Annotated in this window: 12 protein-coding genes; 7 read left to right on the top strand and 5 right to left on the bottom strand. The window is 59.2% G+C overall.

What is annotated here, in order from left to right:
* Positions 1 to 6: 6 nt before the first annotated feature.
* The 5 genes from CFB04_RS12560 to CFB04_RS12540 all read right to left on the bottom strand — a co-directional run bounded on the left by CFB04_RS12560 (position 7) and on the right by CFB04_RS12540 (position 5764).
* The gene (locus CFB04_RS12560; protein ID WP_369833295.1) at positions 7 to 852 is read right to left on the bottom strand and encodes an epoxyqueuosine reductase; all 846 of its coding nucleotides are present in this window, start codon (positions 850 to 852) and stop codon (positions 7 to 9) included.
* 60 nt (positions 853 to 912) lie between these two features.
* On the bottom strand, positions 913 to 1485 hold the full coding sequence (locus CFB04_RS12555; protein ID WP_088535592.1) for a flavodoxin family protein: 573 nt from the start codon (positions 1483 to 1485) through the stop codon (positions 913 to 915).
* Positions 1486 to 1520: 35 nt separating this feature from the next.
* The gene (locus CFB04_RS12550; RefSeq protein WP_369833134.1) at positions 1521 to 2702 is read right to left on the bottom strand and encodes a BamA/TamA family outer membrane protein; all 1182 of its coding nucleotides are present in this window, start codon (positions 2700 to 2702) and stop codon (positions 1521 to 1523) included.
* 187 nt (positions 2703 to 2889) lie between these two features.
* On the bottom strand, positions 2890 to 4254 hold the full coding sequence (locus CFB04_RS12545; RefSeq protein ID WP_088536822.1) for a sigma-54 dependent transcriptional regulator: 1365 nt from the start codon (positions 4252 to 4254) through the stop codon (positions 2890 to 2892).
* A gap of 49 nt (positions 4255 to 4303) precedes the next feature.
* Positions 4304 to 5764, bottom strand: coding sequence for an ATP-binding protein (locus CFB04_RS12540; protein ID WP_088535590.1), 1461 nt, complete (start codon positions 5762 to 5764; stop codon positions 4304 to 4306).
* Positions 5765 to 5947: 183 nt separating this feature from the next.
* Here CFB04_RS12540 and hypA point away from each other — a divergent pair, with 183 nt between their 5' ends.
* From hypA to CFB04_RS12505, 7 genes are all read left to right on the top strand, one after another.
* Positions 5948 to 6280 carry a hydrogenase maturation nickel metallochaperone HypA gene (gene hypA / locus CFB04_RS12535; RefSeq protein ID WP_088535589.1) on the top strand — a complete coding sequence of 111 codons (333 nt, stop codon included), beginning with the start codon at positions 5948 to 5950 and terminating at the stop codon, positions 6278 to 6280.
* Position 6281: 1 nt separating this feature from the next.
* A complete protein-coding gene (gene hypB, locus CFB04_RS12530) occupies positions 6282 to 7031 on the top strand; it encodes a hydrogenase nickel incorporation protein HypB (RefSeq protein WP_088535588.1) in 750 nt (249 codons plus the stop codon).
* A 27-nt stretch (positions 7032 to 7058) separates the two neighbouring features.
* Positions 7059 to 9368 (top strand): carbamoyltransferase HypF, encoded by a 2310-nt coding sequence (gene hypF, locus CFB04_RS12525; RefSeq protein WP_088535587.1) that lies wholly within the window; start codon positions 7059 to 7061, stop codon positions 9366 to 9368.
* A gap of 120 nt (positions 9369 to 9488) precedes the next feature.
* Entirely contained in the window at positions 9489 to 9716 is a 228-nt protein-coding gene (locus CFB04_RS12520) for a HypC/HybG/HupF family hydrogenase formation chaperone (RefSeq protein ID WP_088535586.1), read from the top strand.
* A complete protein-coding gene (gene hypD / locus CFB04_RS12515; protein ID WP_088535585.1) occupies positions 9713 to 10804 on the top strand; it encodes a hydrogenase formation protein HypD in 1092 nt (363 codons plus the stop codon). The genes CFB04_RS12520 and hypD overlap by 4 nt, the downstream gene beginning before the upstream one ends.
* 33 nt (positions 10805 to 10837) lie before the next feature.
* On the top strand, positions 10838 to 11845 hold the full coding sequence (hypE, locus tag CFB04_RS12510; RefSeq protein WP_088535584.1) for a hydrogenase expression/formation protein HypE: 1008 nt from the start codon (positions 10838 to 10840) through the stop codon (positions 11843 to 11845).
* 83 nt (positions 11846 to 11928) lie between these two features.
* Positions 11929 to 12381 (top strand): YaaR family protein, encoded by a 453-nt coding sequence (locus CFB04_RS12505; RefSeq protein ID WP_088535583.1) that lies wholly within the window; start codon positions 11929 to 11931, stop codon positions 12379 to 12381.
* The last annotated feature ends 15 nt before the right edge of the window (positions 12382 to 12396 follow it).

The raw sequence follows: 12396 nt of genomic DNA, 5'->3' as shown, positions 1-12396 counted from the left end.
CCTTCTCTAATGGCCATGTTGTTTCTTCCCCGGCGGCACCATCCCCTCGCACGGGACCCGCGTCTGGCACAGGCCGCAGCCGGTTTCCTTGACGCCATAGCAACTTCCAACCGCTTCGGGAACGGTTCCGTAGACGTAGCCACGGCACTTCCCTTTGTCGTGACCGCTTCGGGAGATGGCGCCGATGGGGCAGCGGCCGATGCAGGCTCCGCAGGTCCCTTCACGGTAGTAGAGGCAGTTGTGCAGGTGATCGGGGGCGATGCGCCGGGTCGGCGCGAGAGAGAGTGTGGTGACGACTGATCCAAGGCGATGGGAAATGCCTTTCGGGGTTATGAACCCGTCGTTGAGGCTGAAGGTGCCGAGTCCGGCGGCGTAGGCGGCGTGACGCTCGGACCATGTAGATGCGAGGCCGATGGTCTCATCATCGAGCTGCCGCCACCCTGAGGCAAGCTGGGGCGCCACGGTACGGTGGCCCAGGCCTTCAAGATAGGAGGTAACGTGGCGCCTCAGGGCGCTGTTGAACTTCTCCCCCAGCGCACGGGTTACTGCCCATTCCCTGGAAGGGAACCGCTCTTCCCTTCCGTTGCTCTCGCTGGTGGTGCGCACAACCGGGAGAACCCAGACAATGACGGTTTGTGCACGGACGTCATTTCCGAATGCCTTTGCCATTACATCCTGCGGAGTTTGGTGAAATGCTCCAATGATGTTTTTATACTCGCGGAAGAGCGGGTCGTCCGCTGCGGCAAATCCGACAAGTGGTTCGGCGAAGAAAGGTCCTCCGTCCTCCAGGAAGCGATTCTCATGGCTATCCCGCACGAAACCTTCTATCTCTTTCCGAATCGCCGCTTCCAGCATTCTATCCCCCGCTGACAGATTCATTCTCCTTTGCAGACGGCGCCTGTTGCACGGCTGCTACCTTCCCACAACTTCCCGCGCCGCTTCCTCCGCCTGCTGAAGGATTTCTGCTGGAACGGTATCGGACGTGGAAGGTCCGTACCCGCAGGCGCGGATCAGACGGGTCTGCGTAAAACCCATCCACTTGAAGAATGTTTCATACCGAGGGAATATATCTGCGAACATGGCCTCGTCAGGATGTCCCTGCGACAGAACGAAGACCAGTTCTTTCGGCCCGAGCCGACTCGGCTGGGTATTTGTGATGTAGTCCGGCTTAAGGTAGGAGAAGGTCCGGTCAATAAACCCCTTCAACTGTGCGGTCACGTCACCGTAATAGACAGGAGACGCGAGAACCACCACGTCCGCCTCCTGCACCGCTCCCAGCACTTCCGCCAGGTCGTCGGTGAGGACGCACCGGTCGAGGCCCTTCTTGCAGGCGTAGCATCCCTGGCACCCCCGATACGTGAGCCGGTTAAGCTCGAAGCTGCGGGTTTCGGCGCCGAGCGTGGCGGCGGTCTCCATGAAACGGCCGGCTATAGTCGCACTTATCCCCCGGGAGCGTGGGCTCCCGAGCAAGCAAACAACCTTCATGTTCTCTCCTTTGTAGTTAATTGCTGAACGGGTAATCAGAAAGGGTAACCGAGGCCGACGAAGACGGCCGGCCCCTCCTTGCCTACCCCCAGGTCGACCCGGCCTACGATGTTGGGTCGGACGACGGCCCGGAAGCCGATCCCGGGGTTGAATTCAAAAGATTTGGATGAAACTTCGGGGAAGGATTCCATGACTGCACCCAGGTCGACAAAGGGAGCGATTTCCCAGTCGGTGGTGACGTCGAAGACAGCCCAGCGGAAGAGCCGGATGCGTTCCTCAAGGTTGCAGAGGACGTAGCTGCTGTCGATGAAACGGTTTCTTCCATACCCCCGAAGAGTGGTTTCCCCCCCGAGAATGCTTCGCTCCAGAAAGGGGACGTTGCTGCCGAGGGTCTGGTTGTAGCTGAGCCGGCCCACGCCGGTAAAACGGCCGTTGTTGTGGGGGAGGTACTTCTTTACCTCCACCTCGTAATGCCGGTAACCCGCAGTGCTTCCAAGCATGGGTGAGCTGATTTCGATGGTGCCCCGCGCCATGAGGCCGTCCTCGGGGAGGTCGCGGGGCTCCAGCGTGCTGTAGACCAGGGAAAGCCTCTGCGCATGCACCGTGAATCCGTCGAGCCCGGGAACGTCCTGGGGGGTGAACCGGTCGCGTATGTATGGGAGAGTCTTCACTGCACCCGGAACGATTGATACGCTTTTGAGCCTGTTTCCGGCGACCACTTGCAGATTTTTCGCAAGATCGTAACCGAGGGAGAGGTTGACGCCGAATTCGCGGTCCCCGTAGTTGGTTTCGTCATCCTTGCGGCTCTTGGACTGAAAACCGAAAAAGCGGGCAGAGCCGTCGGTCAAACCGAAAACAAAGAGGTTCGTCTCCAGTTTCTCGTTGAAGAACGTCTTGTCTCGCAGCTTGAGTTCGTAGTCTTCATTTACATTTGTGGAGCGTGAAAGATTGAACTCCCAACTGCGGCTTGCGGACGGGTAACCTGCTCCGAAGAGGCTGAAGGTCGTGCCGAAATTCTTGTTCAGGTTTACCTGGGGGGCAAGCAGCGTGCTTACCTCATCCTTCTTGTTGTGGAGAAGGAATGCCGTGAGCGCACCATACGTGATTCCTTCGTTGGGACTTGAAGCAAAAACGGGTAGAGGTATCGTCACGACCTTGACCTGGTCGTCGAACTGGTCGTTTGTCAGGGGAGGAGGCAGCTTCTTGCGCGGTACCATGTTTGTGCAGCCGCTCAGGAGGACTGTGAGTATAAGCAAAATAATGAGGTATGGGTGCATGGGTCGCATCTATTTTCTCGAAAAGGCATTCGTTTATATAAAGTGTACCCGTAGAAGGAGAAGATTCGACCATCGGTCGGCTTTTTGCCGGCCGGGGAGGAGCCGGGGCTTTTTCCGCGTGGCTTCGCTAGGGTTTCTGAATGCCGAACTTTTCCAATCGATACTGAAGGGTCTTGTAGCTCATGCCGAGGAGGGGAGCTGCTTTGCTGATGATCCATCCGGAACGGTCCATGGCCTTCACGATCAGATCCCGCTCCAGTTCTTCGAAGGAGATACCTTCCGGTGGGAGGTCGAACCGGATCCTCGCTCCGGAAGTCGAGTCTCCATGGACCTCTCCGGGGAGATCTTCCGGTTCGATCAGCTCGTTTTCGGCCATCAGCACTCCCCGTTCTATCACCGATTCGAGCTGACGCACGTTTCCTGGCCAGCTGTAGTTCATAAGGATCTTGAGGGAGCCTTTCGATAGGCCCTTTACCGGCAGACTCGCTTCAGAGCTGTATTTCCGGACGAAGAATTCCGCGAGGGTTGCGATATCGCTTCCCCTCTCCCTGAGGGGCGGAAGGTTGATCCGGATCACGTTGAGGCGATAGAAGAGGTCTTCCCTGAAGGTTCCGCGCCTTATTTCCGTCTCCAGGTCCTTGTTAGTTGCGGATATGATCCTGACATCCACCGGAATCGGCGTTTTCCCACCCACGCGCCGTACTTCCTTGAGCTGAATGGCCCGCAGGAGCTTCGCCTGCATGGCCACGTTCATCTCTCCGATTTCGTCGAGAAAGAGGGTGCCTCCGTCAGCCGCCTCGAAGAGTCCGAGTTCGCGGCTGCTGGCGCCGGTGAATGCGCCTTTTTCATGTCCGAAGAGCTCGGATTCGATGAGGGTTTCGGGAATGGCCGCGCAGTTGATGGCGAAGAACTGCCTCTCCTTGCGTGGACTCAGGTCGTGAATCGCACGGGCTACAAGCTCCTTGCCGGTGCCCGATTCCCCGGATATGAGCACCGTCGAACCTGTCGGCGCGATCTTGCCGATGACCCGAAAGACCTCCTTGATCTTCGGGTGGTCCCCTATGATGGTGGGTATGCTCAAGGTCTCGGATAGCTGCTTGTGAAGCACCCTGTTCTCTCTCAGGAGTAGAACGTGTTCCATGGCTCTCTGCAGGGTGAGAAGGAGCTCCTGCCGCTCCAGCGGCTTTTCCAGGTAATCGAAGGCGCCCTTTTTCATGGCCTCGACTGCCGAGTCTACGGTTCCGTGAGCTGTCATCATGACCACGCACTGGTGAGGGTTCTGGTCGAGCACCTGGTCGAGAAGGTCCATTCCCGACAGCCCCTGCATCTTCAAGTCGGTGAGGATGATGTCGAACTCTGCCTTATCGAGTTGCTGGAGGGCTTCCCGGGCTCCCGGAACGGCAGCGATTTCATACCCCGCTTTGTTTAGAATGGCGTGGAGGATGTCTCTCTGCCCTTTTTCATCGTCCACCACGAGAATTTTTCCGTTCATCGATACCCCAGCGCCCGTCTTCGTCTTTGCCGGATGAAGTCGCCCAGAATCAAATTTGTCCCACGGCCCGTATTCCATCCGGTTCTTCCTGTGTCAGAATTCCGTCGCCACGCGGCAATAGTACGGTAAAGACTGTCCCCGCTCCAAGGGTGCTCTCCACCCTGATCTCCCCGCCGTGCTCCCTGATTATGCGCTCCGTGATGGCCAGGCCGAGGCCGATCCCGGCTTCCCTGGTCGTGAAATAGGGGCGAAATACTTTTTCGATGTCCTCCGGCGGAATCCCTCCCCCTTCATCGGAGAAAGTAAGAAGGAATGACTCCCCGTCGGGGTCGTAGGATGCGCCAAGGGTGATGGTGCCCCCATCGGGCATCGATTGCGCCGCATTCGTGAGAAAGTTGAAGAGGCAATTCCGAAGAAGTTCGGGGTCCACATGCATCGGTGGGAGTTCTGGAGCTGCCTGTGTAACCACCCTGATCCGCTGCTCTGCCAGCCTGTCTTCCAGCACGGGAAGCGCCCGGTCGATCAGATCCCGGTACATGATCTCCTTGCGCCTGAGCTTGAGCGGCCGTCCGTAGTTCATGAAATTGACGACCATGTAGTTGGCTCGCCGCACCTCTTCCTTTATCTTCTCCACGAGAGGCTCGATCTCCCCCTGCCGCTCGGGGCAGATGGGGACGATTTCGCTCTTGAGGTGGTCAATGGCTAGGCTGATGTAGTTGAGCGGATTCCGTATTTCGTGGGCGATGCCCGACGCCAGCTGCCCAACCTTGGACAGGTGTTCCGCTTCGTAGAGGCGTTTTTCCAGGTGCTCGCGCTCCCGCAACTGCCTCACCATGTCGTTGAAGCTCTCGGCCAGTTCGCCTATCTCATCTTTGGAACCCGCCGGAAAGGTAACGGAGAGATCTCCTTCCGTTACCCTCTTAACCCCCTCCGCCAGCCGGTGTATCGGATCTGTGTATTTGCGTGCGAGAAAGATGGTGAGGATGATGCCGAGCATGAAGACCAGGCAGGTCACGGCGACGCGATTGACGAGATTTTTGTGCTGAATGTTGCGGATGTTGTCAAGAAGCAGGTTTATTTGCACGTAGCCGAGCTGCTCGTCACCAACGATGACGGGCACCAGAAGATCGTACGGGTGAACCTTCGAAGATTCGTGACTGCCCGGGGAGGCCTTTAGCCCTTTTTCCAGCTTTCTGATTTCCCGCCGCTTGCCGACCTTGTCGGGATCGGAGGAGCTTATGATCTCCCCCTCGTTGCTGATAATGTTGATTTCGTTTATTCCCTTTGCCTTCGCTTCCTTGAGGTACTCCTTGAGGCGAGCGGGTTCCGCTTCGACCTCCGAGGTCAGATCTTCCACGCTCATCTGTACGGCTTTGGTGACTTCGGTGGAGCTTTCCTGGATCTCGTTGACCAGCTCGTTCTGGCTGTGCTGGTTGAGAACGAAGAGCATGAGGATGGCGATGATGAGGAGGGAGAGCATGATTATGACGAGTTTTGTGTTCAGCTTCATGCGTTGACCTTCCCCGTTGGACCGGCCGATTATACACGCGCGTATTGGCTTGCACAAGATCTATGCGCGGCTCTTTCCGGCCTTCATGATGGCCCCTCCGTCCCCTGCGCACGACTCCGACTGGCATACCGCCAGACCTGCGGCATAATTAATGCAATCTGCTGTGGGCTTTGAAGAGAGGCCATGCACGAACTATCCATCGTCCAGAATATGGTTGAGATCTGCGAAGCCGAAGCCCGTGGCCGGCAGGTTACCTCAGTCACTATCGTCATAGGTGAGCTGTCGGGGGTGCTTCCTGAGGCCATTTCCTTCTGTTTCGAAGCTTGCAGCAAGGGAACCCTGCTGGAAGATGCCCGCCTCTTGATCGAGCGGGTTTGCGGTGTCGCCCGCTGTGATGCATGCGGAGCTGAATTCCCCGCGAAGGCTTATTACGAGCCGTGCCCCGCTTGCGGCAGCCATGAAATCGCCCTGATCGCGGGAGAAGAATTACAGGTACGGGAACTGGAGGTAGCGTAAGATGTGCATCACCTGCGGCTGCGAAGAGGATCACAACCTTCATGATGGAGGAGCCGGGCACCATCACCATGACGGGAAGCAACGCATTCTGGTGGAATCCAACCTGCTCGCGAAGAATGATCGCTTTGCAAGGTCGAACCGGGAGCGCTTCGCCGCCCACGGGATATTCGTTCTGAACCTGGTCAGCTCTCCCGGCTCGGGCAAGACGACCCTGCTGGAGCGGACGCTGTCGGACCTGAGAGACCGGGTGCGGTGCGCGGTTATCGAGGGGGACCAGCAGACGGACAACGATGCCGTCCGCATCGCCGCCACCGGAGTCCCTGTGAAACAGGTCAACACGGGGGCTGGATGCCACCTGGATGCGCACATGGTTGGCCATGCCGCGGCGGATCTTCCGTTGCAGGGGCTCGATCTCCTCTTTATCGAGAATGTGGGAAATCTGGTGTGTCCCGCATCGTTCGACCTGGGAGAGCACCATAAGGTGGTAATGCTGAGCGTAACCGAGGGGGAGGACAAGCCTGTAAAGTATCCGCAAATGTTTCGCGCTGCGGAACTGATGATCATAACCAAGTCAGACTTGGCTCCCTACGTGGCGTTCGATGCTGAAGCCTGCCGGAGCATGGCGCTTTCGGTCAACCCTCGCATGGAAATACTGGAGCTTTCCGCATCCAGTGGCGAGGGGATCGACTCATGGTACCGCTGGCTATCGGCAGGAATTGAGAGAGCGAAAAAAGGGGGGGGCGGGCGGTGACACGCATTGCCCAAACGGAAGGGCTCTATGGGTAATCCCTCGCGGGAAGTTCTGCTGCGGCGCAGAGTGGCGGTGGAGGTAGGGGGAATCGTCCAGGGGGTGGGGTTTCGCCCGTTCATCTATCGCCTTGCGCAGCGGCACCAACTCTCCGGCTGGGTCCGCAACACTCTGGGCGGAGTCGAGATCGAAGCCGAAGGGGAGGCAGCCGCAGTCGGTTTGTTCGTTGCCGCCATACGGGAAGAGGCTCCACCTCTGGCGGTTATCGGCTCGATTTCTTTCCATGAGCAGGAGCTCTCCGGTGAGAAGGGATTCGCCATCATCGCCAGTGCGGGGGGGGAAGGAAATCCACAGGTTGCGGCTGACGGAGATGTGTGCGACGAGTGCCTGCGGGAGCTGTTTGATCCCTCCGACCGCCGATACCGTTACCCGTTCATCAACTGCACCAACTGCGGCCCCCGCTACTCGATAATCACCGGAGTTCCATACGACCGCACCCGCACGACCATGAAGGATTTCGGGTTGTGTGAAACTTGTCTCGCCGAATACAACGACCAGGGTAACCGACGTTTCCATGCCCAGCCCAACGCATGCCCCGCATGCGGTCCTAGTCTGCGCCTGATTTCGGCGCAGGGGGGGGCGGTTCCCGGGGATGCGCTCGCCGAGACGGTCCGTCTGCTGAAAGAGGGTGCTATCGTTGCGGTCAAGGGTATCGGAGGATATCATCTGGCGGCCGATGCGGCTAACGACGAAGCGGTCGCGAGACTGCGGCGGCGCAAGAATCGCGACGAGAAGCCATTTGCCCTCATGGCTCCGGGGGTCGAGGAGGTCAGAGAATTCGCACAGCTGGGGGAGTTGGAGGAACGGCTGATCCTCGGAAACGAGCGCCCCATTATCCTCCTGCGGAAAAGGAAAGGGCACGCTCTCTCTCATCACGTGGCCCCGCTTAACGGCTATTTCGGGGTGATGCTCCCGTCGGCTCCGCTCCACTACCTGCTGTTGCGCGGAAACTTTACCGCTCTGGTCATGACGAGCGGCAATCTCAGCGACGAGCCGATGGCATATGCGGATGACGATGCGCGCGGGCGGCTTGCGGATGTCGCCGATTACTTCCTGCTCCATGATCGCCGCATCCATGCACGTGTCGACGATTCCGTCATCCGGGTTTTCCAGGGAGCCCCTCTTTTCCTTCGCCGGTCCAGGGGGTATGCGCCCCGGGGGATCGCCATCCCGGAAATGCAGAAACGGGTACTCGCGGTCGGGGCGGAGCTTAAATCCACCCTTTGCCTCGCTGGAGGCGGCACCGCTTTCCTGAGCCAGCATATAGGGGATCTTCAAAACGCAGCAACCCTGGCAGCGCTGGAGCAGGCCGACGTGCACCTTCGGGAAATACTCGGCGTCGAGCCTGAGCTGGTCGCACATGACATGCACCCCGACTACCTCTCCACCCGATTTGCCGAGGCTCTGGGTGTTCCGAGGGTGGCGGTCCAGCATCATCATGCACATATGGCCGCCTGTATGGCCGAGAACCGCCTGGAAGGGGATGTCATAGGGGTCGTTTTCGACGGGACCGGTTTTGGGCCGGATGGCACGGTGTGGGGAGGAGAGTTTCTCGTCGGGGGATATGAATCTGCCAGCCGTGCCGGTCACCTGCGCCAGCTTCCCTTGCCCGGAGGAGATGCGGCAGTTAAAGAGCCATGGCGGATGGCTCTTTCATACTGCCATGCGTGCTTCGGCAACCGGATGTGGGATCTGCCGCTCCCTTTCATCAGAGAGCTTCGACCGGTGGAGCGCAATGTGCTGCAACGGATGATCGAGGGGGGATTGAACTCTCCCCTTACCTCCAGCTGCGGCCGGATGTTCGACGCGGTAGCCGCACTCCTCGGCCTGCGTACCCGGGTAACGTTCGAGGGGCAGGCGGCAATGGAGCTTGAAGCAAGTGCGGAGCAGGCACCGGCGACCTGGAATTTTCCCTATGTCATCGAGGCGGGGGAGAATAAACTGGTCGCGGACGGGGTGCTTCCGGTTGCTGCACTTGTGGAAGGCCTTTTGGCTGGGGAGCCGCCGGCGACTCTCGCCCGCCGCTTTCACGAGACGCTTGCAGCGCTTGCGGCGGAAATGTGCGACAGGGTGCGGGAAAAAAGCAGGCTCCATCGGGTCGTCCTTTCGGGAGGTGTATTCCAGAACCGGCTGTTTACGGAACGGCTTTGCCGGCTTCTGGAAGAGAAGGATTTCAGTGTATTCACTCACCGGCTCGTCCCGCCGAACGATGGGGGAATCGCACTCGGCCAAGCCGTCATTGCCGCTCGTGGCGCGTCTTTTCCGCAATCTATGCGCTGATCTTCGCGGTTCGACTTGTGCGTGATCCGCTTGATAGCATTGACCTGCGGAATACGCTGCTCATATGACAGATTTGCAAGTCTCTCGGGGGCTGCTTGCCGCCAGATGGAGGAAAACTAAATGTGCGTCGGAGTGCCCATGAGAGTTGTCGCTATTGACGGCACGGATGCCGTGGCCGAGATCGACGGGGTGAAGCGGCAGGCGAGCCTGATGCTCATGGACGAGGAGGTGCGAGTGGGGGACTATGTGATCATCCATGCCGGATTCGCCATATCCCGGCTAGACGAGGATGACGCCCGGCAGACCCTCGACCTTCTGCGCGAGGCACTGCGAGGGGAGGGGGCGTGAGCGCACCCCTTGCCGGATTCAGTGACGGGGCCGCCGTGGCAGGGGTGGCTTCGCGCCTTCAGCGGCTGCTGTCCGGTAGCGCCAAGTCCCTCACCTTCATGGAAGTGTGCGGCACTCACACCATGGCTATCGGCAGGTTCGGATTGCGGACTCTGCTCCCTCCGCAGGTCCGGCTTGTCTCGGGTCCCGGCTGCCCCGTCTGCGTCACTCATATAGGTTATGTGGACAGGGCCATCGCCTGCAGCCGCCTTCCCGGGACTATAATCGCAAGTTTTGGCGACATGCTGCGGGTTCCCGGTTCAATTTCCTCCCTTCTGGAGGAGCGGGCCCGGGGTGCCGATGTACGGGTCGTCTATTCACCTCTGGATGCTGTCGCCCTAGCCAGGCGCCATCCTGAGCACCGGGTGGTGTTTCTGGGTGTCGGGTTCGAAACTACGGCACCCACCGTGGCGGCCAGCATCATCGAAGCAGATCGTCTCGGACTAGGCAACTACGCAGTCCTTGCCAGCCACAAGACAATACCGGGACCGATGGAGATTCTGGCATCCGATACGGAACTGGCTATCAACGGCTATATCTGCCCAGCCCATGTGAGTGCGATCATCGGGGCAGACGCGTTCATTCCACTGGCACGGAAGGGAATTCCCTGTGTCGTTACCGGATTCGAGCCTCTGGACATCATGCTCGGGGTAGAGATGCTCGCCCGCCAGGTGCTGGATGGGCGTGCCGAGGTGGAGATCCAGTACAGCAGGGTCGTCAGGCGGCAAGGAAACCGGAAGGCGAGGGATGTGATCTCCAAGGTCTTTACCCCCTGTGACGCAGCCTGGCGCGGCATCGGCTCCATTCCCGGCAGCGGGCTTGCAATCCGTGATTGTTACCGGCGCTACGATGCCGAACGCACGGTGCCGGTGGAGGTAGGTGAGCCTCAGGAGCCTCAGGGATGCCTCTGCGGCGAGATCCTCAAGGGGAAGGCATCCCCCCGAGAATGTCCTCTTTTCGGCATTGCCTGCACCCCCGAAGCGCCCGTTGGGGCGTGCATGGTTTCATCCGAGGGAAGCTGCGCCGCCGCGTACAAGTATGGGGGGTAGAGTAGTTTACGGAGCATTATGCAAGGAGCCCGTGTGGACAACGATCTGATACTTCTTGGCCATGGAAGCGGGGGGAAGCTTTCCCATCAGCTGCTGTCTGAGATGATAATCCCTATTCTCTCAGGGGGAAGCGCGGGCCAAGACGACGCGGCCATCGTGCGGCATGAAGGGGTGCGTCTCGCATTCACCACCGATTCTTACGTGGTCGACCCGATTTTTTTCCCGGGGGGAAACATCGGAGCCCTGGCGGTCAACGGTACGGTCAACGACCTGGCGATGATGGGAGCTCGACCGCTCTGTCTTAGCGTCGGCTTGATCATCGAGGAAGGATTCAGCCGGATCGACCTCGCCCGCATCCTCACTTCGATGCGGGAGGCAGCCGAGCGGGCCGGTGTGACCATCGTAACGGGAGACACGAAAGTGGTTCCGCGTGGTAAGGCTGACAGGATTTTCATAAACACCTCAGGCATCGGCACTTTCCGCCACGATCTGACGATAAGCGGGAGCAGGGCCAGGCCCGGGGACAGGATTATCGTCAGCGGCACCATCGGCGATCACGGCGTTGCAATATTGGCGGCACGGGGGGGTCTAGAACTGGAAACGGAAATCGAGAGCGACTGCGCGCCTCTGAATGGCCTTGTCGAGACCATGCTCGAAGAAGCGACGGCGATTCACGTGCTGCGCGACCCTACGAGAGGCGGTGTGGCTACCACCCTGAAGGAGATTGCGCTCCAGTCGGGGGTGTCGATGGTCCTGCAGGAAACGGCGCTACCGCTTCGCGCGGAGGTGCGGGGTGTCTGCGCCATACTGGGCCTCGACCCGCTGTATATAGCCAACGAGGGTAAACTTCTGGCACTGGTTTCTCCTGAAGCAGCCGGGCGTGTGCTCGCCCGGATGCACGCCCATCCCCTGGGAAAGGACGCAGCGGTTATAGGCGAGGTGACCGGCAAAGGAGAGGGAACCCTTCAGATGCGGACTACCGTCGGGGGGCTGCGAACTGTTGAAATGCTGGCGGGGGAGCAACTGCCGCGAATCTGCTGATACTGGGGCCATTGACAGCTACGCTCGAATATTCATGGGCTGCACCGCCTTGAGCGATGAAGTGCAGCCGTTCGGAGAATGGGATGCGGATCAACGACAATCTTCCTTCCACCGAAGTGGAGAAGAAGAAAAAGACAAAAGCCTCTTCCAGAGGAGCCGACAATGCCGGATCTCTGTTTGCAACGCGCCTAAGTGCAAGGGTGGCGGAACTGCAGGACGTGGGGCTTGAACTGCACGAGTTGAAGGAGGAAATAGACCGGGCCGCCGTAACTCTCGACCGGGAGCCGACAGTCGCCAACTTCCGCGCTTTTCGCGATCTTCTGAGCTCCTTCGCCAAGAAGGCCAGCAGCCAGGCCTATCGCGTGGAGCGGGTCAGGAGCTCAGGAATAACACCTCACGAGCACGAGCTCGTAGCGGTTATCGATCGGGAGGCGGATGAATTGTACCGGCTTATCGTCAGCGAGCAGAAGGACCGGATTGCCATTACCGGCAAGATAGTCCGCATCAAGGGGATAGTGGTGAATTTCCTTACGTGAGTGTTGGGTGCCACC

Source organism: Geobacter sp. DSM 9736 (genome assembly GCF_900187405.1).
GTDB lineage: Bacteria > Desulfobacterota > Desulfuromonadia > Geobacterales > Geobacteraceae > DSM-9736.
This window is presented reverse-complemented; position numbering and strand designations above follow the sequence as displayed.

Excerpts from the sequence above, each read along its gene's own strand:
- hypB (WP_088535588.1), top strand. The coding sequence starts at position 6,282 with ATGTGCATCACCTGCGGCTGCGAAGAGGATCACAACCTTCATGATGGA.
- CFB04_RS12505 (WP_088535583.1), top strand. The coding sequence starts at position 11,929 with ATGCGGATCAACGACAATCTTCCTTCCACCGAAGTGGAGAAGAAGAAA.
- CFB04_RS12520 (WP_088535586.1), top strand. The coding sequence starts at position 9,489 with ATGTGCGTCGGAGTGCCCATGAGAGTTGTCGCTATTGACGGCACGGAT.
- CFB04_RS12550 (WP_369833134.1), bottom strand. The coding sequence starts at position 2,702 with ATGGTACCGCGCAAGAAGCTGCCTCCTCCCCTGACAAACGACCAGTTC.
- hypF (WP_088535587.1), top strand. The coding sequence starts at position 7,059 with ATGGGTAATCCCTCGCGGGAAGTTCTGCTGCGGCGCAGAGTGGCGGTG.
- CFB04_RS12555 (WP_088535592.1), bottom strand. The coding sequence starts at position 1,485 with ATGAAGGTTGTTTGCTTGCTCGGGAGCCCACGCTCCCGGGGGATAAGT.
- CFB04_RS12545 (WP_088536822.1), bottom strand. The coding sequence starts at position 4,254 with ATGAACGGAAAAATTCTCGTGGTGGACGATGAAAAAGGGCAGAGAGAC.
- CFB04_RS12540 (WP_088535590.1), bottom strand. The coding sequence starts at position 5,764 with ATGAAGCTGAACACAAAACTCGTCATAATCATGCTCTCCCTCCTCATC.
- hypA (WP_088535589.1), top strand. The coding sequence starts at position 5,948 with ATGCACGAACTATCCATCGTCCAGAATATGGTTGAGATCTGCGAAGCC.